Here is a 22717-nt window from a genome sequence, read left to right on the forward strand (position 1 = left end):
AAGCCGTTTAGCGAGTCAATAAATCAATTCCATTGTTTTACTTTAATAAGGTAAGCTCACACCATGCCTGACGGAATCCCCTCCCCGCGTCCCGGCTTCAGCGCCAATTCCGCCAGCCGGGTGCGCCATCACAATCGCCGTGTCCTGCTGCACGCCTTGCGTCTCGAGGGCAGCCTGTCGCGTGCCGAACTCGCCCGCGCCACCGGCCTCACCCCGCAGGCGATCGCCAATATAGTCGATGACCTGATCGGCGCGGGCCTCGTCCGCGAGGCCGGACGGCGCAAGGCGAAGCGCGGCCAGCCGCCGATCGAGATCGAGATCGCCAAGGACGGCGGCTATGCGCTGGGCATCCGCATCGACTCGTCGCATTTTCATGCAGCCGCTGCGGATCTCGGCGGCGACATCATCGAAACGCGCGAAGGCCCTGCTCCGGCGCAAGGCGACTGGCTCGATTTCCTGAGCGCCCTCTATGCCGATTTCGCGGGACGTTTCGGTGCCGAGCGCTGCCTGGGGCTGGGGCTGGTCACGCCCGGCCCCTTCGATGTCACCTGGCCCGGCGTCCCGACACCGGGCGCCGTCCCGGCGTTGCAGAGCCGCGCCATTGCCGAGGCGCTTGCCGACAAGACCGGCACCGACGTGCTGCTCGAGAATGATGCGACGGCGGCGGCCTTGGGCGAGAAGCTCTATGGCGAGGCCTTGAGCCTCAATGACTTCTTCTATGTCTTTATCGGCGAGGGTGTGGGCGGCGGCATCGTCATCAGGGGCGAGCCCTATCGTGGCAATCGCGGCAATGCCGGCGAGTTCGGCCATGCCGTCATCGATCCCAACGGCCCTTCCTGCTATTGCGGCAATCGCGGCTGCCTCGGCGAATATCTGTCGCTGAGCGCGATGCGCCGCGATCTCGCTCTGGCCGAGGCGCAAGGCAAGGATGCGACCGCCGCGCGCGATGCGTGGATCAGGCGCGCCGCCGAGGCGCTGTCGATCGGCCTCACCACCATCGAGAACCTGTTCGATCCGGAGCGGATCATCTTGGGCGGTGCGGCACCGGTCGCCCTTCTCGAAGAGCTCGCCCGCCACTTGCGCCTGCTCAGGCCCTCGGTGCGCCAGGATTTCGGCGACGACCGCTTGCGCCTGAGCCAGCTCGGCGAGCGTAGTGCTGCGCTCGGCGCCTCCGCTCTGCCGATCCTCGCCGCAACGACGTCCGGTCCGGCTTAGGGCTTCGGCACGCGCTGGATGCGGTCGCCGCGCCAGGTGCCGACCCAATATTCCTGGCCGAGATCGAGCGCGGTGCTGGCAGATCCGAACAGGGTCGGCTTGGCTTCGCTGACGACGGTCTCGGCCATCAAGGTTTCGGGCTCGACCTTGATCACCTTGAAGGGATGCGGGCATGAGGCGGCATCGCTCATGGCGCAGACAACGAAGTCCGCGCCCGTGAGCCACTGCCCCGTCACCAGGAGCTGGCCGTCATCGTCCCAATGCAGATTGTCGGGGAGGAAATCAGTCCCGATCACCCGTGCCGGCGCTGCATCGTCGCGCGGGATGCGATGCAGTTTCCGGGCGCCCCATTCCGCCACGAAGAGGATCCTGCCGTCGGATGATGCAGCAATGCCGTTAGGTCCCGACATTTGGGTTCCGGCGATCTCGCGCCATCCCGCTTTCGGCGACCATTCGAGCACCGCGCCCGTGGGCTTGCCGGCGACAAGGTCGGGTCCCCAGTTCTTGTTGCCGGCATCGAAGAATTTCGTCGCCGCGAAGCCGCCATCGGGCAGTGCCGCCACGCTGTTGAGGAAGGCGCCTGACGGTGCGGGCACGCAGCCCTTCCAGCGCAGCGCCGGGACATCGTTCTTGGCCTCGATCTGGAAGACCTCAACTGCCTCGCGCCCGCCATGGCCGATAGCCAGCAGTGTCAGGCCGTCGGAATCTTGCCTGAGCGCAATGCCATGGCCACGGTACGTGGCCGTCGTGGGTTTTTCCGCGCACTGAGGATAGGCGGCACTGTCAGGTGCGGCCGCCATGGCGTCAATCTCGATCGCGCGCCAGGTATGATCCCTGGTGTTCAAGAGATAGAACATCCCTTGCGTGTCTTTCGGACCTGCCGCGCGGCTGGCAATCACCCAATCCGTTCTCGGAATCCGCGCCAGGTCCTCGGCATTGACGGGCCCGCAGATGAAGGCCTTGTCGGTGACACCGCCGCATTTGCCGTCTTGCGCTTCGCCCGCCATGGCTGCCCCGGCACTGCTCAACAATGCGAAAGCGGTCAGGCGAGCGACAAGCGCAAGCATGGACGCGCTCACGCGGCCTGCAGTCTGATGCGCTGCAGCGGCGGGAAAGCGAGCGCGATCGCCGCGGCGCCGAGGCCCAGAGCAAGCGAGCCGATGAACATCCAGGCATAGCCGCCGTAATTGTCGAAGATCCAGCCGCCCGCCAAGGGACCGATGGCCATGCCGAGGCTCGACAGCATCGTCACCGCGCCGAACACCGAGCCCATGATCTCCTGGCCGAAATATTCGCGTGCCAGCGTGGCATAGAGCGGCATCACGCCGCCATAGGCGGCGCCGAAGACCACCGCGAGCATGTAGAAGTGCGTGAGATCGCTGACCGCGAGATAGGTGCCGATGGCGATCGCCTGGACGAGGAGACCGGCGATCAGCACCGGCTTGACGCCGATCCGGTCGGCCATCACCCCGAGCAGGACGCGCCCGCCGAGCCCCGCGAGGCCCTCGACACTATAGATGCTGACCGCCGCCATGGGCGTGATGCCGCAGATGATGGCATAGCTCACCATATGAAAGATCGGGCCGGAATGCGCCGCACAGCAGGCGAAGAAAGTGAGGCCGAGCACCAGGAATTGCGGCGTCCTGAGCGCCTGCGCAACAGCGCCCTTGGGCGGCCCTGACGCCGCCTGCGGCGCGCCTGCGGCCGGCGCCGCCTGCGGCGGGCGGCGCACGAAGAGTGCCGCCGGAATGAGCAGCACCCAGGCGCCGATCCCGATGATGAACATCGCGGTCCGCCAGTCATAGGCGGTGATGAGCCAGCGCGCGAAGGGCGAGATGGTGAGCGGCGCCACGCCCATGCCGGCCGAAACCAGCGAGACGGCGAGGCTGCGATTGGTCTCGAACCATCCGGTGACGGCGGCGATCATCGGCGCGAAGAAGGCGCTCGCGGCAAGGCCGACGATGATGCCGTAAGTGAGCTGGAACACGATGAGCGATTGCGCATAGCTCGCCAGAACCAGAGCGAGGCCCAGAAGCACCGCGCCGATCATCACCACGATGCGCGGGCCGTAGCGGTCGCTGACCGAGCCCCACAGGAAGGCGCCGAGCCCCATGACGATGAAATTGAGCGTCATGGCGCTCGATATGCCGGCACGCGACCAGTGCGTGTCGGTCGACAAGGGATCGAGGAACACGGCGAGCGAGAACATGGCGCCGATGGCGACACAGGTCATGAGCGCGCCCAAGGCGACGATCACCCAGCGATAGGACGATTCCATCGCAAGCCTCCCGGTTTCAGCTCTTGTTCGGACGGGGGAACAAGAGTTCCACATACCGCCGCAAGTGATCCATGCTTTCATGCGCCGTCTGGGCCTGGCCCTGGCCCTTGGCCAGGATGATGGCACCCTGGATGACGGTCTGAATATATCGGGCGAGGCTCTCCGCCGTCCAACCGGCATCGATCTTGCGATGTCGCATCGCGGCCATGATGATCTCGGTCAGCGCTTGCGCGTTCTCCGACATGGTCTTCTGGCAGGCGTCGCGCAGCGCGGGATGAGTGGCGTAGACTTCCTGGATCATCGTGCCGGCGAAACAGGTCCAGTCGGGAAGCTCGCCGGCCATCATCGCTTTCCGCGAGTCGAGATAGGCGAAGAGCTGGTCCACCGGGTCGGCCGCCTCGGGGTCTGTCTGGACGAGACAGGCCTTCGCCCGCATGCGCCAGAGCTCCGCCGCCGCGAGCGCCAGGTCGTCCTTGCTCTCGAAATGATGGAAGAAGCTGCCCTTGGTCACCCCGGCAGCAGCGCAGATATCGTCGATGCGCGTGGCGTTGTAGCCCTTGGCGCGCACCACATCGAGCGCTGCGGCGAGCAGCTTCGATTTCGAACGGTGTTCGGCCAGGATTGTCGGGCTCATTCCCGACCATACCCACTAGTTGGTATGGAGTCAATACGCGAACGTGTAGAATGACTTCAGGCCCTGCATGACCTCCAAGGTAATCGACCAAGCGCTGCCGGCGGCTCAGACTCCGCATGACGCATCGATGAAGGAGCGAGCCCATGGCGATCACCTATGTCATCAAATTCAATGTCCGGCCGGAGCAGCGCGGCGCCTTCCTCACGCTGCTCGATGGCGTGCTCGATCAGATGCGGCATGAGCCGATGTTCCATGAGGCGGTCCTGCATCAGAACCCCGAAGATCAGAACCGCTTCATGCTCTATGAGACCTGGGAAAATCATGAGGACGTGCTGCAGGTGCAGTTGCACCGCTCCTACCGCAAGGCCTGGCACGACGCCTTGCCGACGCTCCTCACCGGCGAACGCGACATCTCCATATGGCAGCCATTGCGCGCCCTCCTTCGCTGAAGCTCCGGAGGGCTCCGCCTTCCAGTCCTGCGAAGCTCCATAAGGCGCGAAGCAGGATTCATTCCGCAGCGACCTGCTCGAGCGGGCGCACCGGCGTCCTGTGCCAGCCTTCCTCATGGCGCTGCCAATAGGCCTGCTTCAGGGCGAGCGAGATCGGTCCCGGCCGGTCATTGCCGAGGATGCGCGCGCCGATGCGCGAGACCGGCATGACGCCGCCCGCGGTGGTGGCGGCGAAGACCTCGTCCGCATCCTCGATCAGGGCGCGCGGGATCGCCGCGACCTTGGCCTCTATCCCCTGGTCCGCGCACAGCTCCAATACCGATTTGCGCGTGATGCCCTGCAGGCTGCCGCGATCGGGGGTCAGCACTTGTCCGTCCTTGACCATGAAGATGTTGAAGCCGGGCCCTTCGGTGACGAAGCCTTGCGCGTCGCACAGGATCGCCGTGTCGAAGCCGTGGTCATGCGCCTCGAACAGTCCCGAGGTCAGGTCGCTCCACTGATAGTTCTTGACCGTCGGATCGACCGAAGCATCGGGCACGCGCGGAATGCTCGCGATCCACAGATGCGCGCCGCGCTCCTGCACGTCCTTGGGGATGACGTCGATCCAGGGCAGCGCATAGGCGATGAAATGATTGTCGCAATCGGCCGGGCGCCTTGATCCGGCGACGCGCGGCCGGCCGCGCAACGCCACCATCGCGACATAGGAATCGGCGAGGCCCGCCAGCGCCACGCAGCGATGCAAGGCCGCTTCGATCGCCGCGCGATCTTCGGGCGGCTTGAGCCGGCGCGCTGCCATCGAACGGATGAAGCGGTCGAGATGGTCGTCCAGACGGAAGAAGCCGTGCTTGAAGACATGGACGACGTCATAGACGGCGTCCGAGCGGGTGAAACCCCAATCGGTGACCGGGATGCTGGCCTCGGCGATGGGAACATAGCGGCCGCGCACATAGGCGGCGCCATTGGCGAAGGGTGATGTGTCCATGGGCGAAGCCTATCTTCTCAATGAAGCCACGGCAATCGGGTCGGTCGTCATTCCTGCTGGCATCGCGAGTCTCGAAGGGATAGCGTAAGGTCAATGGCGACTCGGACAGAGAAGGCGGCTGAGCGAGCGGTTGGCATGCGCTGGCCTGGGGTGCCCTTGCTGTTGCTGATCTCCGCCTGTGCGCATCACCCGGAGCTTCTCGACAAACCCGACAGGGTCTGGGCATCCTCGAGGAGCATGGACAGCATAGCATCCTGCATCATCAGGGCGCTCGATGAGCGAGGGCGCTCCGGATCCAATCTTTCTCCGAGCCAGACCCACGCCAGGCATGTGATCGAGCCGGGGAAACTCTATGAGATCAGGCCCGAGCAGCAAGGCTTGGCCACCGGCGAATCCTATACCGTTCGCCTGGAAAAGACCGGCGAAATGATCACGCGCATATCGCTCTTCGTCCAATCGCCATGGAAAAAGAGCGTGATCCGCGCGTTGAAGCCCTGCGGCTCCTGATCCTGACACATTCCGTTTGAGCGATTCCGCGGCGGCCCCAAGCGCGCTAGGCTGCCCGACCATGCAAAAGATCGAGATCAAGATCCGCGATGGGGTTTTGCCCGTCCTATGTCTATCGGCCCCAAACAAGGCCCCGGCCGCTGTCTTCGTCTTCATGGAAGGGATCCTGGTCTTGCGCGACACGCCGGTCTATGACGAGACGGCCTGCGAACGCCACTGGCGGACGATGACGCAGCTTTTTGACGATGTCCTCAAAGGCGGCGCCCGGGCTCCAGGATGAAAGCAGCATGGTATGAAAGAAACGGAGCGGCGCGCGATGTTCTGATCGTGGGCGACCTGCCGGACCCCAAGCCCGCCCGTGGCGAGGTGCTGGTCAAGCTCAATGTCTCCGGCGTCAATCCCTCCGATGTGAAGAGCCGCGCCGGACGGCCGCTCGCCGGCGCCAAGGTGGTGCCGCACAGCGATGGCTCGGGCGTGATCGCGGCCGTTGGCGACAATGTGCCGGCTTCGCGCATCGGTGAGCGCGTCTGGCTGTGGAACGGACAATGGCAGCGCGCTTTCGGCACGGCCGCCGAGTTCATCGCCTTGCCGGCGGAACAGGCCGTGCCCTTGCCGAAGAGCGTCGACTTCACGGCCGGCGCCTGTCTCGGCATACCGGGCCTCACCGCCATGCATGCCGTCAATTTGCACATGCCGGTTGCGGGCAAGACGCTGCTCGTCACCGGTGGCGCATCGGCGGTCGGGCACTATGCCACGCAGATCGCCACCCTTCGCGGCGCCCGCGTCATCGCCACCGCCTCGGCCGCGCGGGCCGATCACGCCCGGAGCGCCGGCGCCACCCAAGTCATCGACTACAAGGCCGAGAATGTCGCGCGCCGTATGCTCGACCTGACCGACGGCAAGGGGGCCGACGGCATCATCGACATGGATTTCTCCACCACCGCCCCTTTGCTGGCTAATGGCATCCTGGCGCCGCATGGCAAGCTCGTCGGCTATGGCTCCAACATCCGCGGCGACCAAGCCGTGCCTTTCGGCGATCTCCTGTTCAAGAGCCTCACCCTTCAGTTCTTCCTGGTCTATGAGCTCAAGCCCGAGGAACGAAAGGCGGCACTTGAGGATCTCAAGGCCCTGCTCGAGAAAGGCGCGCTCAGCCATACGATCGGCGCTCGCTTTCCGCTCGCCGGCATCGCCTCCGCCCATGAGGCGGTCGGGGCGGGCCGCGTTCTCGGCAATGTCGTTCTCGACATCGCCTGATCAGGCCATCGTGAGCTTCGCCCCTGTGAGCCGCTTGGGCAGCAACGGCGCATCGACGCGCTCGCCGAAATGACGGCGCCTTCCGAAGGCGAGGCGCAAGAGCACATTGGTATAGAGACCGGGACCCGATGAATAGATGCGCCAGCCGCCATCGACGGCGATCTCGCCGTTCTTGACCCGTGCCCACTGGGCGCTCGCCTTATAGCGGTCGGGGAAGGCCGCATCGCTGCTCGAGAAATAAGCATTGCGCTGCCGGAGCGACGCCTGCTCCAGCACCTCGGTCACGGCGATCGGATTGACCTTCAGGAGCGCGTCCCACAGCGCGTCGGCCTCGCAGAGCGTCGCCATCGCTTCGCCATAGCGCAGATGCGCATGCGTATACATGAGGCCGATCTCGCGCCCGAAATTGGCGGCCGACTCGGCGCGGCGGAAGATGTGCTCAGGGCCGCCGCGATAGGTGACCGGTCTGTCCATGAGCCGGGCGCCGTCGGGGAAGAGGAGATGCTCGCGAATGATCTCGACATGATGCCGCGTCTGTTCCTCGTTGAACAAGCCGCTGATGATGCCGCGCTTCATCGGCAGGAGCGAGTATTTGAGTCCGGTCCGCTCATCGCTCGGATGCAGCAGCAGTTCGGGCCGCTCCTCGCCGGCTGCGAAGATCGCATAGCCGGCGACGGTCTTGTCGCGGATGAGATGCTTGTTGAAATCCCGCCGCATCTCCAGCGCGAGGCGCTTGAGGCTTTCCGCTTCCGGCCCGCGCCCCGCTTGGCGCAGCACCTCGATGTAACGCTTCACCTGGTGGAACAGCAGGGCCACGGTCCAACTCGACACCATGGAGTCGCGCAAGCCGGGATCGGCGGGCTGGAGCGAATCGTTCCAGTCGCCTTCGCCATAGCGGATGAGCTTCGTGCCCGGGATGAAGCGCTCTTCCGCCGTGGCGATGAGCTTCTCTATATGCCGGGCGATGGAATCCTTGCGTTCGGTACGGGCAAGCGTCTCCTCATTGCGCCAGGCCACTTCCTCGTCGAGGAAGCCGAGGTCGTTCGTCCATTCGACATAGTCGCACAGCGCCTTGAGCGGCCAGACGATGACGTCGCCATGGGCATGGCGGTCCTGGATGTTCGAATAGGGCTCGAGCATGAACCATTGCGGCCAGTCGCCGCGTTTCTCATATTGCTGGGCGAAGACGATCTTCAGGATCGCCTTCACCGGCGCGTCATGCTCGAGCGAAAGCAGGAACTCGACCGGCCCCTGGCAGACATCGCGCGTGCCCCAGGCCGCACCCGTATATTGCTCGAGCCCATGCGGCACGGTGAGATGGATCATCGCATTATGGGCAAGCCACGGGAATGACGTGTCGAGCGCCTGAAGACCCGGATCGCTGCCCTCGATGCGAAGCCCGCGCGTGACATGAGTCCAATAGCGCCGGGCCGGCGCCAGCATGGCCGCGCCGTCGACGCCCGCCGCATATTTCGCCGCAAGCCGGTCGGCCTCTCTCGCATCGCTGAGCGAGCCGGTGACGGCGAAGCGGAATTCCTTAGTCGCGACCGTGCGCAGGGCCACATAGGCGCCACCGCGGAAGACGCCATCGGCATAGAGCAATTCATCGCCGCCCACCGCTTCGACCGCATCGGGCGTGCTGGTCACGAGATCATAGGCCGACTGCGGATAGCGCTGCCCCCAGAGGAATTGCGGATCGGGACGGAAGCGGATGCGCTTGTCCTCCCTGTCGATCTCGACCCGGCCTTGATGGCTGAGCTCGCGCTCGCCGAGCACGAGATGGCCGAAGACGAGGAAGCGGCAGGCCTCGCCTTCGACGCTGACGCGCCATTGCATCGCCGCGTCATTGCCCGCCGCGACCGCTTCGACGATGATGCTGCGTGAGCCTGTCCGATAGATCCAGCGGCAGTCGCTCAGGCCGATCTCGAAGACGGAGGGCACGGTCAGCAGCCGCCAGCCCTGGCCGAGATCGGCGAGGATGCGCAGGCCGCTGGTGCGGGTGATGTTGTAGGGATCGCGCGAGATCGAGAACAGCTTGTGGAAGGAGGTGTTGCCGATGGTGAGCTGCGCGCCGAAGATGCCATGCATCCAGGAGGTGGCGCAAAGCGTCGCCTCATCGAGCAGCATGCCCTGCCCGCTGCGCAGGAGCGCGCCGTGGCGGCGGGGAACGAGCCGTTCCTTTGGAGCGAGGACGACATGGCGGTTATGCGCGCCGTCGGGCACGAAGAAGGAGAGGAGCTCTCCATCCTGGCGCTCCTCATGACGGCGCTCTTCATAGCGACGCGCCAATTCGGCAGCGCTCAGCGGCTCGGTCGTGAGCGGTGGCGCATCCTGCACCAGGCCGCGCGCCGGCGCTGCCAGTGCGATGTCCTTTGACGAGAAGCCGGCGCGCGCAGCCTTGACGAGCTCGAGCTTCGCCAGATCGGCATCGCTCGAAGCATCCGCGTGATCGGGCTCATGCCAGCCGAAAAAGGTCCAGTGGGCGGACGCGCCGGGCTCGATCATCGCCGGCCGCGACTGGAGCGCGGCACAAGCCACCTCATGCTGCAGCCTCAGGCTCGGCAAGTCTTTCCCGAATGGAAGATCGATGCCGCTCCGGTCGCGATAGAAGGGGCCGAAGACTTGCAGCGCGTCGGTGGCGAAGGCCACGGCACCGTCGAGGCAGCCTTGCATGACCCAGGGCCAGCGCCCGCCTTGCGCCAAATTCTGCCGGCTCATGATCACCGGGCCCAGCGCCGCGTCCTGCACGACATGATGATCGATATATTGAGAGACATAGGCTTCGTTATTGGCAACGAAGCCACGATCGCCGAGGCCCAGATCCTGGACGAGCAGCACGTCGCAGGCGATCTTGCTCTTGCCTTCATTGGCGATCTCGACATGCCAAAGCCAGGCATTGCTCGCGGGCGCGAGCCAGAATGTGACGCGATGGCGAAGCCCGTCCGCCACCCCTTCCCAGACGAAGCGGTCGGCATCGGCGCCGAAGCGAAACCCGGCCTCGGGCCCGACGATCTCGACGATGCGCGGCCGATCACCGCCGATGCGCAGATAGAGCCGTCCGATGCCGCCATGGATGGGCGAGCCCGGCACCTGATTGAGCATGATGCGTCCGCGCTCGCTCTGGTGCTCGAGGACGAAAAGCGCGCCATTGGGCAGCACGCTTGCCGACAATCCTGACGCATTGGCAATTTGCCGGCAGCCGATGTCGCCTTCGCGCGGTGTCGTGAAGCTGGCCGTTGCGTCAGATGTCATGCGGCGTCCCCCAAATCATGCCAGCCCGAAGAGAGAAGGAGCGCAGGAGCGCTCGCTTGTCAATCGCTTCAGACACCCATCGCCGCCTTCACCCGCTGGCGCGTCAAGGGCAGATCATGAAGCCGCTTGCCGATGGCATGGCGGATGGCATTGCCGACGGCACCCGCCGTCGGCCCTTGCGCCGCTTCGCCCGTGCCGAGGAAAGGCTGCCCGGGCCGGTCGATGACATGCACCTCGACCGTGTCCGGCACGCTAGCGAAGCGCAGGATTGGATAGCTCGACCAGTCGGTACTGGTGATGCGGGTCCGGTCGAAAGTGACCGCCTCATAGAGCGTCCAGCTGATAGCTTGCAGTATGCCGCCTTGCGTCTGGTTCCTGATCCCGTCGGGATTGACGGCCTGGCCGCTGTCGATGGCCGCCACCGCGCGAGCCACGCGCACGCGCCCCGTGTCGCGTTCGACCTCGACTTCGAGCGCCAGCGCCAGATAGGCGGCGAGCGTCTTGTAGCGCGCGAAGGCAAAGCCCTTGCCGTGATAGGGCGGCATCTCTTTCGCCCAGTCGAAGCGCTCGGCGGCGAGCTCGACCACCGCCTTGGCGCGCGGGTCGTCCAGATGCTTCAGCCGGAACTCGACCGGATCGGTCCCCGCCATGATCGCAAGCTCGTCGATCGCGCTCTCGATCGCGAACACATTGGCATAGGCGCCAAGGGCTCGAAGTGCCGAGACGCGCACAGGCATGTCGGGCAGGAAATGCCACTGCACCTTCTTGTTCGCGATCGCATAGGGCGGATTGGCGTTGCGGTCGCCATTGCCGGAAGGACTGATCTGCAATTTTGCCGGGCGCGGCGTTGCGGGCGCCGATTTATGGATGCCGGCGAGCAGCGCCCCCGCACCGCCGGGCCGCGTCGAATGCGTGTTGCTCCACAGATCGAAGCTCCAGCTATCGATGCGGCCATTCGCATCGAGCGAGCCTCTGACTTTCATCAGCATAGCCGGGCCGAAAGGCTCCCAGGCATGTTCCTGCTCGCGCATCCATTGCACGCGCACCGGCCGCCCAGTGAGCTTCACGGCGATGAGCGCCGCATCGGCCGCCGCGTCGTCGGCGCCATTATGGCCATAGCAGCCCGAGCCTTCCATGTGGATGACCTGCACACGCTCTTCCGGCATCGCCAGCATCTCTGCGATCGCCTCGCGGTCGGGGAAGACGCCTTGCGTATGCGACCACACTTTCAGACCCTGGTCCTCGGTCATGAGTGCGACGGCGCAGCTCGGCCCGATCGATCCATGGATCTGATAGGGCCGCGTGAAGCGCGCCTCGAACACATCACCGCCGAAGGCTGGTGCCCCTGCCTCGGCAACGGTGCCGACCTCGCGCGCGAGTCCTTCGAGCACAGGGGGTAGATCGGTCTCGTCCGGCAGCGTCTCGCGCTCGACCCATTGCGCCGCCGCGGCCAGAGCCCGCATGGCGGTCACCGCCTGGTATTCGCGTTCGGCCACCACGGCGAGAAAATTGCCGTCGCGCAGGACCGAGACCACGCCCGGCATCGCTTCAATGCTTGTGGTATCGACATCGGCAAGCGTCGCGCCATAGCTCGGCGGCCGCACCACGCGCGCATGCACCATGCCCTCGAGCCTCAGATCCTGCACATAGGCGACGCCGCCCGTGACCTTGCCCGGAATGTCGACGCGCGGCAGCGACAGGCCGATGATCCGCAAATCCGAAGGCGCCTTGAGCGCCGATTGCGGTGCGGCCTCGACATGGAGATCGATCGCCGCCGCAAGCTCGCCATAGCCAGCCTTCCGTCCGTCAGGCGCGGTCACCGTCTTCTGGGCCGCCTTCAGCTCACTTGCGGCAAGGCTGAATCTCTCTGCCGCCTTCGCAAGCAGGAGCTCGCGCACTTGCGCCGCCGCGTTGCGGATGGCGGTGCCGCTGTTCTGCATCGATTGGCTGCCGGCGGTAAAACCTTCATCTGCCGTGCGGCCGGTATCGGCGGTCACGAGCTCGATGTCCGGGGGCTCGACATCGAGCTCTTCCGCCGCCACCTGGATGAGCGCCGTCCTGATTCCCTGGCCGAGCTCCGCCTTGCCGGTGAACACGGTGATCTTCCCGTCCGCATCGATGCGGATCCAGCTGTCGAGGTGACGCGCCTCATCCAGGCTGCCCGGCAGCTTGGGGCCTGCCGGGGCGGGTTGTGCCGGTTCCTGCGCGCCTGCCGGCACGAGGGAGAAGGAGACGATCAGCGCTGCACCGCCGGTGAGCAGCGCGCGGCGGTTCATTTGCATGTTCATCAGCCGGTCCTCCCCGTTTTCATCACCTGGCCGGCGCGCTTGATCGCCGCGAGGATGCGCATATGCGTGCCGCAGCGGCAAAGATTGGTTCGGAGCGCATCGCGGATCTCGCGGTCGCTCGGCTCCGGGTTCTTCTGCAGGAGCGCCTGCGCGCTCATCATCATGCCGGGAATGCAATAGCCGCATTGCGCCGCCTGCATTTCGATGAAGGCGGCCTGGATCGGTGCCGGCGCCTCGATCGTGCCTAAGCCCTCGAGGGTCGTCACCTTGCGCCCTGCGAGCGCCATCACCGGCGTCACGCAGGAGAGCATGGCTTCGCCGTCGACCATCACCGTGCAGGAGCCGCATTGCCCGAGACCGCAGCCGAATTTCGCCGCATTGAGCTTGAGCTCGTCGCGCAGCACATAGAGAAGCGGCGTCGCGGGATCGGCGGTGATCTCATGCGTCTTGTTGTTCACATTGAGCGTAACGGCCATTTCTACTCCTTCGCGCCCACATTCTGGGGCGCCCGTTCGATACCGTCCGCCGGCCTGACCGCGACCTTGTAGTCGCCGCTCCGCGTCTTGCGCACCCTTTCGGCAACACCTTCCCAGTTGGGCTTGCCGGAGAAGCGCTGGCGCATATAGGCGAGGAGGTCGGCGATCTGCTGGTCGCTGAATGCCGCCGCAAAGCCCGGCATCATTGCGCTCGCTTCGCCATCCGCCGGCGGCAGGCCGAAGAGCGTCACATTGACGATGTTCTGCGGATTGGGCGAATTCACCGCCGTGCTCAGCCGGAAATCGAGTCCGCCGAAGGGCGGCGGCCGCCCGCTCTCATGACACATGGCGCAGGCCGATTCATAGATCGCCGCACCTTGCGCCTCGCTGCCGTCGCGGGCCGCAACCGTCGTCACGGCAGCCGTCTCTTGCACCGCCGCCTGGCGCTGCGTTTCAGGCTTGCCGATCAGCGATGCGACATAGATGGCGATCGCCTCTATATCGCTGTCGGGCAGACTCGCGAGATTGCCGGTCACCTCGGCCATCGGCCCGCGCGAGACGCCATGCTTCTCGTGCCACCCGTGGCGCAGGAAAAAGGCGAGCGCCGCCTTGTCCCAGGGCGTCGGCGCCGGCGAGGCTTCATCGATCGCATAGGCGACCCAGCCTTCCGCCTCGCCGCCGGCGAAATGCCGATCCTTGTCTTCGGCACCGAGCTGGTTGCGCGGCGTGTGGCAGGCGCCGCAATGGCCGAGCCCCTCGGCGAGATAGACGCCGCGATTCCACTCTTCGCTTTGCTTGGGATCGGGCCGGAACGGACCATCATCGAGATAGAGGAGCTTCCAGCCGGCGAGCAGCGGGCGGAAGCCGAGCGGGAACATCAGGTCATTGGCGGGCGCTGTCGCCTTCACCGGCTCGCGCGTCATGAGATAGGCATAGAGGGCGCGGTTGTCGTCGTCGGTCACATGGGTGAAGTGATCATAGGGAAAGGCGGGATAGAGATGCCGCCCTTGCCGGTCGACACCTTCGCGCATCGCGCGCAGAAAGGCCGCTTCCGACCACCGGCCGATGCCGGTCTCTGGGTCGGGCGTAATGTTGGTGGAATGGATCGTGCCGAAGGGTGTCGGAAGGGCAAGGCCGCCGGCAAAAGCCTTGTCGCCGGGCACGGTGTGGCAGGCGATGCAATTGCCGACCGCGGCAAGCTCGGTGCCTTTCTTGACCAGAGCCGGGTCGAAATTCTGTGCCGTAACGTCGATAGCTGCGATCTCCGGCCGCCAGGCGAATGCCGCAAACGCTATTCCCACGCAAATGAGGAGGACGGCCACAAGGCCCAGGATTTTCCAACCGCGCATCAGTGCCTGGCAATTCGGCTAAGTCGGGCGACAACGCATGGCGGCGGTGAAAGTTCCGTTATACGCCGATCGCCTCGACATAGCGGTGGAAGGCTTCGACCTCGCCCTCGAGCGGCTCGCGGCCGGTGAAGCTGCGCAGATAGGCCGGCACCAGCGCCAAGCGGCTTGCCGTCGGCTCGACGATCTCGAGCGAGTAATAGCCGATCTGCATGAAATAGAGGACGCGCGCCCTGACATAGGCATCGACCTCGTCATAGCCATAGCGCGCGAACATGTCGCCGATGGCGGCGACCCGGTCATTGTCGGCGGCATCGATGATCTCGTGGACCTCGGGCGAGCTCCTCGCCCAGGTGCGGATGGCAAAATCGAGCCGCGGCTGGAACAGATTCTCGTCCACCCAGCATTCGAAGACGTTGAGCACCGCCTGCGTCACGGAGGGTGCCGGCCGCTTCGCCCTTTCGATGATGAAGCGGGTGTTCTTGTTGCGCCAATGTTCGAGAAGCTGGTCGAGCAGATCCTGGCGGCTCTTGAAATACCAATAGAAGCTCGAGCGCGACACGCCGAGCTTGTGCCCGAGCGCCAGGATGCGCACGCCCTCGACCCCTTCCGAAATGAGGGTCTCGAGCGCGATATTGAGCCAGTCCTCCCGCGTCGCCTTGATATTGCCGGAGAGGGCGGCCCGTTGGGCCTCGTTCTTCGCCACGCGGATGATCCTGGCCATACGCTCTTACAACGCCAAGGTTTGTTCAAGCCATTTCCACAAATAGGGTGCTAGCCCGCGATCCACATGGAGGCGCAGGCGATCGCCATGGCCATGGCGGCAGCACAAGGCATTGACCCCGGCGAAAAGGACGGCGGCGCTGGGCGTCGTCGCCTGGGGATCGAGCGTCATCGCGCGCGCCAGCAGCGAGGCCAGGCCTGGGCCTTCGATCTCGAACATATGCAGACCGGCATCGTGAGCGCTGACCGCGAAGCCTTCCTCATGCCAGCCAGGCGCGATGTCGAAAGGCGTTTCCGACACCGCCAGGATACGGTCGCGGGCGATGCGCAAAGCGTAGCTCCGGCCGGTCGCGGTCGCGAGCGCGCCCACTGCTTCAGCCGCCATGCCCGACGCCTTGCTCCAGGCAGCGATGTCACCGCTCACCAGGCATTGGCTGAAGCCCGAAGCCGAGCGGATCGCGAGGCCTTCCGCCGTGATGACCGCGGTTTTCCAATCGGGCACGGCCGACCACTTTTCGGCGAGATCACGCATTGAGCCGCTCTCCTTCCGGATCGAAGGCGCAAGGCGGCGTGATCGTCGCGCGCCGGACCGCTCCCAGATGCTGGATGTCAATGGTCTCGCCATGGCGCGATGCGCCGCGCTCGATGAGCGCAAGCGCGATCGGTCGCTCGAGTGTCGGGCTCATATGGCTCGAGGTCACGAAGCCCTGGCTCCGGATCCTGCCCTTGTCGTGCGCGACGCCATGACTGCCGGCCGGCAGCGGCGGCTCGCCTTCAGCGACCGCGAGGCCGACGAGTTGCAGGCGGTCGTCCTTGTTGGCGACATCGGTGAAGAGCGAGCGGCGGCCTACATAATCGCTCCGCCGCCTGGTACGCGGTCCCGCGACGCCGAGATCATGCGGCATGGTGGTGCCGTCCGTGTCCTTGCCGATGACGATATACCCCTTCTCGGCGCGCAGGATCATCAGCGCCTCGAGGCCGAGGGTCACCGCATCGAAAGCCTTGCCCGCCTCTTTGAGCCGCGCCCAGAGCGGCTCGGCCCGGTCGGCGCGGATCGACAGCTCATAGCTGCGGTCGCCGGTGAAGCTCACGCGCGCGATGCGCAGCCTGTCGGCACCGAAGCTACCCTCGCCCACCGCCATATGCGGCAAATCGCGATCATCGAGCGAGAGGCCGAGATCGAGTGCCGCGAGCAATGGTTTCGATTGCGGACCCGAAACGGTCAGCGTCGCCATCTCGGCCGTGGCATTGTGGATATGGACCGCCTCGCGGCCAAAGCGATCCTGCCGCCATTCCTCGAGCCTGGCATGCACGGAAGCCACATGCGATGAGGAGCAGGAGACGACGAAGCGATGCTCGTCCAACCGCACCAAAATGCCGTCATCGAAGACGACGCCCGTTTCCGACAGCATGAAGCCGTAGCGGCAGCGGCCCGGCGTGAGCGTCGACATGGTGTTGTAGCAGATGAAGTCGACGAATTCGGCGGCCTTTGGCCCCATCACCTCGATCTTGCCGAGGGTCGAGCCGTCGAACAGCGCCGCCGATTGGCGCGCCCGCCGGGCCTCTTCCTGGATTGCGCGCTCGGCATCGGCGCCGCCATAATGCGCCGGACGCAGCCAGCCGCCATATTCCTGGAACACAGCACCTTGCGCGCGATGTACCGTCTCGAGCGGCAGCCGGCGCACCGGCACCATCAATTCTCCGCCATTGAGGCCGGCGAAGCTGGTGAACGGCACCGGCGTGAAAGGCGGCCGATAGGTGGTGATGCCGGTCTCGGGGACGGAACGCCCGGTGATGCCGGCCATCAGCGCGAGACCCGGCAGGTTCGAGGTCTTGCCCTGATCCGTCGCCATGCCGAGCGTGGTGTAGCGCTTGAGATGCTCGACCGAGACGAAGTTCTCGCGCGCCGCGAGCGACACATCCTTCGCCGTCACATCGCTCTGATAGTCGATCCACACGCGGCCTTTCGCACGCGCATCCGGCCATGTCGCCAGGACGCCGTCCTTGGTTTCGCCCATGGCGGCGCCCACGACCGTGATCCCGTCGACCGGATCGCCCGGCAGGAAAGCGGCACGCGCTTCGTTCCAGACTGGCTTGCCTTTCGCTTGGGCATAGAGATGAATGGTCGGCGTGGCGCCGCCGGAGACGAGCACGCAATCGGCAGGCAATGATATGCCGTCATCGAGTGTCACGCCTTCGACACGCATCCGGCCCCGCGCCGACACGATGCTGCGTCCGGCAAGCCACCCCACACCCTCTGGCGCGGCGCGCGCCATGTCCTTGCGCATCTCGACCAGCACGACCTCGGCACCCGCCTTGGCGAGCGCACCCGCCACCTCATAGGCGCTGTCATTATTGGTGGCGATCACGATGCGCCGGCCCACGCGCACGCCATAGCGGCGCAAATAGACGAGCGCCGAATCCGCCGACATGATGCCGGGCAGGTCGTTATTGGCGAAGGGCAAAGGCCGCTCGATGGCACCGGTTGCGAGAATGACCTGGCGCGGCCTGACCCGCCACAGCGTGTCCGGACGGCCGTCATGATGGCGCTGATTCAGGGCGACGAGATTGTGGTCATAGATGCCGAAGGCGGTGGTCGAGGTGAGGACCGGATGGCCGTCACGCTTCAGCGCCGCGACCGTCTCTTCGGCCCATTGCGGGCCGGGCTTGCCGTCGATCTCGCCGTCGCGATGCAGCAGCGAGCCGCCCCCTATTGATTGCTCATCGACCAGCATGACCGACTTGCCCGCTTCCGCTGCACGCTTCGCGGCGGCAAGGCCCGCCGAGCCTGCACCCACCACCAGCACGTCGCAGTGATGGTTGACCCGATCGGCGGCTTTCGCCGCTTTCCAGGTGGGATCGACCTTGCCCAATCCGGCCATGGCGCGGATCCGGGGCTCGAAGCGATGCCAGTCGGGCCACATGAAGGTCTTGTAGTAGAAAGCAGCCGGAATGAAGCGCGCGAAGCGGTCGAGGAAAGCTCGTGTGTCATGGAGCGCATCGGGCGCGGCGTTGACGCTCCGCGCGATAAGCCCCGGCCGGGCGGGCTCGGTCGTGGCCCGCATATTCGGGCCACTGCCGGCAATATCGACAAGGGCGTTCGGCTCCTCGACACCCGCCCCCCAGATGCCGCGCGGCCGGTGATATTTGAAGCTGCGGCCGACGACCGCCACATCATTGGCAAGCAGGGCGGAAGCGATCGTGTCGCCGTGGAAGGCCGCGACCTCGCGCCCGTCGAAGCTGAAGGAGATCGCGCGCGAGCGATCAATGGCGCTGCCGCCCGAGGGAAGACGCATCGAGCTCATTTCGCCTCGCTCGTGTCGGCGATCGCCGTCGCGGTGTGGACTTTGTGGCTGATACTGTCGCGCTCCATCACGAAGAACTCGCCGCAGGTCATATGCAGCCAGACTTCGCGCGCGGCGCCCTTCGGATTGGCGCGCATGTAAAGATAGTTCGCCCAGTCTTCGGCCGGCACATCGGCGCCGTCGGGCCTGAGGTTTCCGGCTTCGCCGCCATAATGGAATTCGCTCTCGGCGCGCGGGCCGCAGAAAGGACAGATGAAGATCTGCATCGTTCTCTCCTTGTCCTAATGCGCGATGCCTGAGCCCGCCGCCTCGTCGATGAGGCGACCGGTCGCGAAGCGATCGAGGTCGAAGGGACGGCTGATATCGTGATGCTTGCCGGTGGCGAGGAGATGCGCCAAGAGCGTGCCGCCCGCCGGGATGGCCTTGAAGCCGCCGGTGCCCCAGCCGCAATTGAGATAGAGTCCGGGCACGGGCGAAGGCCCGATGATCGGCGATGAATCGGGCACCACATCGACGATGCCGGCCCATTGGCGCATCAGCTTGAGCTGGCCGAAAGCCGGAATCATCTCGAGGAGGCCCGAGATCACGCCTTCGAGCACCGGCAGGCCGCCGCGCTGGCCGTAAGAGGGAATGCGGTCGAGCGCGCCGCCAATGACCATCTCGCCCTTGTCCGACTGGCTGACATAGACCCCGGTGCCGGGCGAGGCCACGACCGTGTCGAGGATCGGCTTGACCGGCTCCGACACGCAAGCCTGCAAGGCATAGGAGTTGATCGGCAGGCGGAATTGGGCCTTGGCGGCGAGCACCGAGGAATGCCCGGCGACCGCCATGCCGATGCGCTCGGCGCGCATGGCGCCTTTGCTCGTCTTCACACCCCGGCAGCGCCCGCCCTCGATGATGAAATCCGTAACCTCGCAGTTCTGGATGATGTCGACGCCAAGTCCGCTCGCGCCCCGCGCGTAGCCCCAGGCGACGGCGTCATGGCGCGCGGTGCCGGCTCTTCCTTGCCACACGCCGCCGAAGACCGGAAAGCGCGCCTCAGGGGAGAAATTGAAGATCGGCGCCACCCGGCGGACATCCTCAGGTGAGAACAGCTCGGCATCGATGCCGTTGATCTGCATGGCATTGACGGTGCGCGCGGCGATTTCCATCTCGATCGCGCTGTGGCACAGATTGATCATGCCGCGCTGCGACAGCATGATATTGTAATTGAGCTCGCGTGCGAGCCCCTCATAGAGCCGGTGCGAGAGGCCATAGAGCGCGACGCTTTCGGGATAATAATAATTCGAGCGCACCACGGTGGTGTTGCGCCCGGTATTGCCGCCGCCGATCCAGCCTTTCTCCAGCACCGCGACATTGCCGATGCCATGTGTCTTGGCGAGATAATAGGCGCTCGCCAGGCCATGGCCGCCGCCGCCGATGATGATCACGTCGTAATTCTTCTTGGGCTCAGGCGAGCGCCAGGCCGGCGCCCAGCCGGTCTGGCCGGCGAGTCCTTCCTTGAGGAGCGAGAAGGCGGAATAGCGGCGGGTCATGCGTCGGCCTTTATCAAATCGTCACGCGCGCATCTTGGTCCCTTTCGGATCATAGGGCGAGGCTTCGATGACGCGCGCTTGCCGCTCAACGCCGACAATATGGGTCGAAAGCTCCGTCCCCGCCTCCGCCGCCTCCGGCTCGACCAGCGCCATGGCGAGGCTCTTGCCGACGGTGTGGCCATAGCCGCCCGAGGTGATGAAGCCGACACGGCGGCCCTTCAGCCAGATCGGCTCGAAGCCCGTCGCATCGGCATCCTCGGCGTCGATCGCGAGCGTGACGAGGCAGCGGCGCGGGCCACCGCTAGCCTTCTCCTCCAGCGCCGCGGCGCGGCCGATGAAATCGCCCTTGTCGAAGGCGATCCAGCGGTCCATGCCGGTTTCGGCGGCCGTGTAGCCCTGGGTGAATTCGCGCGACCAGATGCCGAAGCTCTTTTCGAGCCTGAGCGCATTGACGGCGTTGAAGCCATATTCGACGATGCCGAGATCCTTGCCCGCATCCAGCAATGTCCTTCTCAGCGCCCTATGCTCATTGGCGCGACAGCTGATCTCATAGCCGAGCTCGCCCACGACCGAGAGCCTGCCGACCCTGGCGCGGATCAGCCCGACATCGAGGCTGCGGCAGGCGAGGAAGCCGAAGGCCTCATGCGACACGTCCTGATGCGTCACGCGGCTGAGCAGCTCGCGCGACCGGGGTCCGGCGAGCGAGAAGCCGACCACATCATCGGAGATGTCGCGCACCGCGACATTCTCCGCCAGATGCTGCTCGAACCAGCGCATATGCCATTGCCGCAAATAATAGGAGCCCATGATCCACCAGGTACCGTCGCCCCAGTTGAAGAGCGTGAGGTCGCCCTTGAGCTTGCCGTTCTCGCCCAGCATGGGCGCGAGCCTGGCGCGGCCGGGCTTGGGCAAGGCGCAGGCGACGAGCCGGTCGAGCCAGCTTTCGGCTCCTGCGCCTGAGACCTCGTAGCGCGAGAAGGCGCTGATATCGAGAAGGCCGACGCCTTCGCGCACCTTGCGGCATTCCTCGCCGACGATCGCGAAGGCGCTCGAGCGCCGAAGTGTCGGGGGCTCGTCGAAGTCCTTGGGCGCGAAATAGAGCGGCACTTCCATGCCCCAGGAATTCCCCCACCGCGCGCCGGCTTCGGTCATGGCGTCATGGGCGCCCGCCGTCTTGAGCGGACGGCCGGCCGGCAATTGCTCATTGGGATAGCTCATGACGAAGCGGCGTGAATAGAACTGGCCGGTCGTCTGGCGGGTATATTCGCGGTTCGATGCGAAGTCGCCATAGCGCGCGATGTCCATGCCAAAGACATCGGCTTCGGGCTCGCCATGAATCATCCATTCGGCGAGCGACTTGCCGACGCCGCCGCCTTGCAGGAAGCCCGCCATGACGCCGCAGGCGACCCAGTAATTGCGAACACCGCGCACCGGCCCGACCAGCGGATTGCCGTCGGGCGAGAAAGTGAAGGCGCCGTTCACCCAGCGCTTGATGCCGGCCGTCTCGAGGCAGGGATAGCGGCTGAAGCCCAGCGCCAGCTCGTCGGCGATGCGGTCCTTGTCCTCCTGGATGAGGTCGAAGCCGTAGTCCCACGGCGCCCCGTCCATGTTCCAATGCTTGTGGTTGATCTCATAGATGCCTAGCAGCATGCCCTTCTGCTCCTGGCGCATATAGGTGAAGCCTTCGAGATCGGCGACCAGCGGCAGTTCCTTGTCGAGCGCCTTCACCTCGGGGATGGTCTCGGTGACGAGATAATGATGCTCCATGGGCGAGACCGGCAGCTCGATGCCGGCCATGCGCCCGACCTGCTTGGCCCACAGCCCTGCGGCATTGACGACATGCTCGGCGGTGATCGTGCCCTTCTCCGTCACCACGTCCCACTGCCCGTCGGGACGATGCTTGAGCTCGATCACGCGGTTGTGCTCGATCACTTCCGCGCCGCGCTTCTTCGCCGCCCTGGCATAGGCATGCACCGTGCCGGCGGGATCGATATAGCCTTCCCTTTCGGCAAAGAGGCCGCCGATAAGGCCATCGGTATTGATGATCGGGCAGAGCTTGCGGATCTCATCGACGCCGACCAGATGGGCATCCTCGATGCCGATCGTCTGGAAGACGCGGTAGGAGGCCTTGAGCCATTCCCAGCGTTCGGGTGCGGCAGCGATGGCGATGCCGCCCGTCATATGCATGCCGATATTCTGGCCCGATTCCTTCTCGATCTCCGACAGGAGATCGATCGTATAGGCCTGGAGCGCTGCGATATTGGGATCGGCATTGAGCGCATGGAAGCCGCCGGCCGCATGCCAGCTCGATCCCGCGGTCAGCACCTCGCGCTCGATCAGCACGAGGTCGCGCCAGCCGAATTTCGCCAGATGATAAAGGACCGAGGCGCCGACCACGCCGCCGCCGATCACCACTGCCCGATAATGCGATTTCATCCGTCTCTCCTTCACCGAACTCGGAGGCTAGAGATAA

19 protein-coding genes are annotated in these 22717 nt (G+C 65.3%); 5 read left to right on the forward strand and 14 right to left on the reverse strand.

The annotated features are described in order from the left end of the window. Positions 1-63 precede the first annotated feature (63 nt). Positions 64-1215: an ROK family transcriptional regulator gene (locus tag DS839_RS14865; protein WP_119271130.1), complete on the forward strand. Its 1152-nt coding sequence runs from the start codon at positions 64-66 to the stop codon at positions 1213-1215. Here DS839_RS14865 and DS839_RS14870 read toward each other — a convergent pair. The 3 genes from DS839_RS14870 to DS839_RS14880 are packed head-to-tail and all read right to left on the reverse strand — an operon-like array spanning position 1212 to position 4127. Further along, entirely contained in the window at positions 1212-2282 is a 1071-nt protein-coding gene (locus tag DS839_RS14870; protein ID WP_119271131.1) for an SMP-30/gluconolactonase/LRE family protein, read from the reverse strand. The two genes, DS839_RS14865 and DS839_RS14870, sit on opposite strands and share 4 nt — an antisense overlap. An 8-nt stretch (positions 2283-2290) precedes the next feature. Continuing rightward, positions 2291-3493 (reverse strand): MFS transporter, encoded by a 1203-nt coding sequence (locus tag DS839_RS14875; RefSeq protein WP_119271132.1) that lies wholly within the window; start codon positions 3491-3493, stop codon positions 2291-2293. 16 nt (positions 3494-3509) lie between these two features. Further along, positions 3510-4127, reverse strand: a complete 618-nt coding sequence (locus tag DS839_RS14880; protein WP_119271133.1) for a TetR/AcrR family transcriptional regulator — start codon at positions 4125-4127, stop codon at positions 3510-3512. Between the two features lie 143 nt (positions 4128-4270). Here DS839_RS14880 and DS839_RS14885 point away from each other — a divergent pair, with 143 nt between their 5' ends. Beyond that, positions 4271-4576 carry a putative quinol monooxygenase gene (locus DS839_RS14885; RefSeq protein ID WP_119271134.1) on the forward strand — a complete coding sequence of 102 codons (306 nt, stop codon included), beginning with the start codon at positions 4271-4273 and terminating at the stop codon, positions 4574-4576. A 58-nt stretch (positions 4577-4634) separates the two neighbouring features. Here DS839_RS14885 and DS839_RS14890 read toward each other — a convergent pair whose 3' ends face one another. Next, positions 4635-5558, reverse strand: a complete 924-nt coding sequence (locus tag DS839_RS14890; RefSeq protein WP_119271135.1) for an aminotransferase class IV — start codon at positions 5556-5558, stop codon at positions 4635-4637. Between the two features lie 135 nt (positions 5559-5693). Between DS839_RS14890 and DS839_RS14895 the strand changes: the two genes are divergently transcribed. The 3 genes from DS839_RS14895 to DS839_RS14905 all read left to right on the forward strand — a co-directional run bounded on the left by DS839_RS14895 (position 5694) and on the right by DS839_RS14905 (position 7319). After that, the gene (locus tag DS839_RS14895; protein WP_119271136.1) at positions 5694-6065 is read left to right on the forward strand and encodes a hypothetical protein; all 372 of its coding nucleotides are present in this window, start codon (positions 5694-5696) and stop codon (positions 6063-6065) included. Between the two features lie 61 nt (positions 6066-6126). Then, positions 6127-6345, forward strand: coding sequence for a hypothetical protein (locus tag DS839_RS14900; protein ID WP_119271137.1), 219 nt, complete (start codon positions 6127-6129; stop codon positions 6343-6345). Beyond that, entirely contained in the window at positions 6342-7319 is a 978-nt protein-coding gene (locus tag DS839_RS14905) for an NADPH:quinone reductase (protein WP_119271138.1), read from the forward strand. Before DS839_RS14900 ends, DS839_RS14905 begins: the two co-directional genes overlap by 4 nt. Here DS839_RS14905 and DS839_RS14910 read toward each other — a convergent pair whose 3' ends face one another. The 10 genes from DS839_RS14910 to DS839_RS14955 form a co-directional block, all read right to left on the reverse strand. Continuing rightward, positions 7320-10571: a GH36-type glycosyl hydrolase domain-containing protein gene (locus tag DS839_RS14910; RefSeq protein ID WP_119271139.1), complete on the reverse strand. Its 3252-nt coding sequence runs from the start codon at positions 10569-10571 to the stop codon at positions 7320-7322. Between the two features lie 68 nt (positions 10572-10639). After that, entirely contained in the window at positions 10640-12859 is a 2220-nt protein-coding gene (locus DS839_RS14915) for a xanthine dehydrogenase family protein molybdopterin-binding subunit (protein ID WP_119271140.1), read from the reverse strand. Further along, a complete protein-coding gene (locus DS839_RS14920) occupies positions 12859-13335 on the reverse strand; it encodes a (2Fe-2S)-binding protein (RefSeq protein WP_119271141.1) in 477 nt (158 codons plus the stop codon). Before DS839_RS14920 ends, DS839_RS14915 begins: the two co-directional genes overlap by 1 nt. A gap of 2 nt (positions 13336-13337) precedes the next feature. Next, positions 13338-14684, reverse strand: a complete 1347-nt coding sequence (locus DS839_RS14925; protein ID WP_119271142.1) for a c-type cytochrome — start codon at positions 14682-14684, stop codon at positions 13338-13340. A 58-nt stretch (positions 14685-14742) separates the two neighbouring features. Next, on the reverse strand, positions 14743-15405 hold the full coding sequence (locus DS839_RS14930) for a TetR/AcrR family transcriptional regulator (RefSeq protein ID WP_119271143.1): 663 nt from the start codon (positions 15403-15405) through the stop codon (positions 14743-14745). A gap of 6 nt (positions 15406-15411) precedes the next feature. Further along, positions 15412-15936 carry a hypothetical protein gene (locus tag DS839_RS14935; protein WP_119271144.1) on the reverse strand — a complete coding sequence of 175 codons (525 nt, stop codon included), beginning with the start codon at positions 15934-15936 and terminating at the stop codon, positions 15412-15414. Next, a complete protein-coding gene (locus tag DS839_RS14940; RefSeq protein ID WP_119271145.1) occupies positions 15929-18709 on the reverse strand; it encodes a 2Fe-2S iron-sulfur cluster-binding protein in 2781 nt (926 codons plus the stop codon). The genes DS839_RS14935 and DS839_RS14940 overlap by 8 nt, the downstream gene beginning before the upstream one ends. Further along, positions 18706-18975, reverse strand: a complete 270-nt coding sequence (locus tag DS839_RS14945; RefSeq protein WP_119271146.1) for a sarcosine oxidase subunit delta — start codon at positions 18973-18975, stop codon at positions 18706-18708. Before DS839_RS14945 ends, DS839_RS14940 begins: the two co-directional genes overlap by 4 nt. A gap of 15 nt (positions 18976-18990) precedes the next feature. Next, positions 18991-20244 (reverse strand): sarcosine oxidase subunit beta family protein, encoded by a 1254-nt coding sequence (locus tag DS839_RS14950; RefSeq protein WP_119271147.1) that lies wholly within the window; start codon positions 20242-20244, stop codon positions 18991-18993. A 21-nt stretch (positions 20245-20265) separates the two neighbouring features. Next, a complete protein-coding gene (locus DS839_RS14955; protein ID WP_119271148.1) occupies positions 20266-22680 on the reverse strand; it encodes a GcvT family protein in 2415 nt (804 codons plus the stop codon). Positions 22681-22717 lie beyond the last annotated feature (37 nt).

The organism is Taklimakanibacter deserti, from assembly GCA_003574785.1.

Excerpts from the sequence above, each read along its gene's own strand:
- DS839_RS14910 (WP_119271139.1), bottom strand. The coding sequence starts at position 10,571 with ATGACATCTGACGCAACGGCCAGCTTCACGACACCGCGCGAAGGCGAC.
- DS839_RS14945 (WP_119271146.1), bottom strand. The coding sequence starts at position 18,975 with ATGCAGATCTTCATCTGTCCTTTCTGCGGCCCGCGCGCCGAGAGCGAA.
- DS839_RS14955 (WP_119271148.1), bottom strand. The coding sequence starts at position 22,680 with ATGAAATCGCATTATCGGGCAGTGGTGATCGGCGGCGGCGTGGTCGGC.
- DS839_RS14935 (WP_119271144.1), bottom strand. The coding sequence starts at position 15,936 with ATGCGTGATCTCGCCGAAAAGTGGTCGGCCGTGCCCGATTGGAAAACC.
- DS839_RS14905 (WP_119271138.1), top strand. The coding sequence starts at position 6,342 with ATGAAAGCAGCATGGTATGAAAGAAACGGAGCGGCGCGCGATGTTCTG.
- DS839_RS14870 (WP_119271131.1), bottom strand. The coding sequence starts at position 2,282 with ATGCTTGCGCTTGTCGCTCGCCTGACCGCTTTCGCATTGTTGAGCAGT.
- DS839_RS14900 (WP_119271137.1), top strand. The coding sequence starts at position 6,127 with ATGCAAAAGATCGAGATCAAGATCCGCGATGGGGTTTTGCCCGTCCTA.
- DS839_RS14880 (WP_119271133.1), bottom strand. The coding sequence starts at position 4,127 with ATGAGCCCGACAATCCTGGCCGAACACCGTTCGAAATCGAAGCTGCTC.
- DS839_RS14930 (WP_119271143.1), bottom strand. The coding sequence starts at position 15,405 with ATGGCCAGGATCATCCGCGTGGCGAAGAACGAGGCCCAACGGGCCGCC.
- DS839_RS14865 (WP_119271130.1), top strand. The coding sequence starts at position 64 with ATGCCTGACGGAATCCCCTCCCCGCGTCCCGGCTTCAGCGCCAATTCC.
- DS839_RS14950 (WP_119271147.1), bottom strand. The coding sequence starts at position 20,244 with ATGACCCGCCGCTATTCCGCCTTCTCGCTCCTCAAGGAAGGACTCGCC.
- DS839_RS14940 (WP_119271145.1), bottom strand. The coding sequence starts at position 18,709 with ATGAGCTCGATGCGTCTTCCCTCGGGCGGCAGCGCCATTGATCGCTCG.
- DS839_RS14920 (WP_119271141.1), bottom strand. The coding sequence starts at position 13,335 with ATGGCCGTTACGCTCAATGTGAACAACAAGACGCATGAGATCACCGCC.
- DS839_RS14885 (WP_119271134.1), top strand. The coding sequence starts at position 4,271 with ATGGCGATCACCTATGTCATCAAATTCAATGTCCGGCCGGAGCAGCGC.
- DS839_RS14925 (WP_119271142.1), bottom strand. The coding sequence starts at position 14,684 with ATGCGCGGTTGGAAAATCCTGGGCCTTGTGGCCGTCCTCCTCATTTGC.
- DS839_RS14895 (WP_119271136.1), top strand. The coding sequence starts at position 5,694 with ATGCGCTGGCCTGGGGTGCCCTTGCTGTTGCTGATCTCCGCCTGTGCG.
- DS839_RS14915 (WP_119271140.1), bottom strand. The coding sequence starts at position 12,859 with ATGAACATGCAAATGAACCGCCGCGCGCTGCTCACCGGCGGTGCAGCG.
- DS839_RS14890 (WP_119271135.1), bottom strand. The coding sequence starts at position 5,558 with ATGGACACATCACCCTTCGCCAATGGCGCCGCCTATGTGCGCGGCCGC.
- DS839_RS14875 (WP_119271132.1), bottom strand. The coding sequence starts at position 3,493 with ATGGAATCGTCCTATCGCTGGGTGATCGTCGCCTTGGGCGCGCTCATG.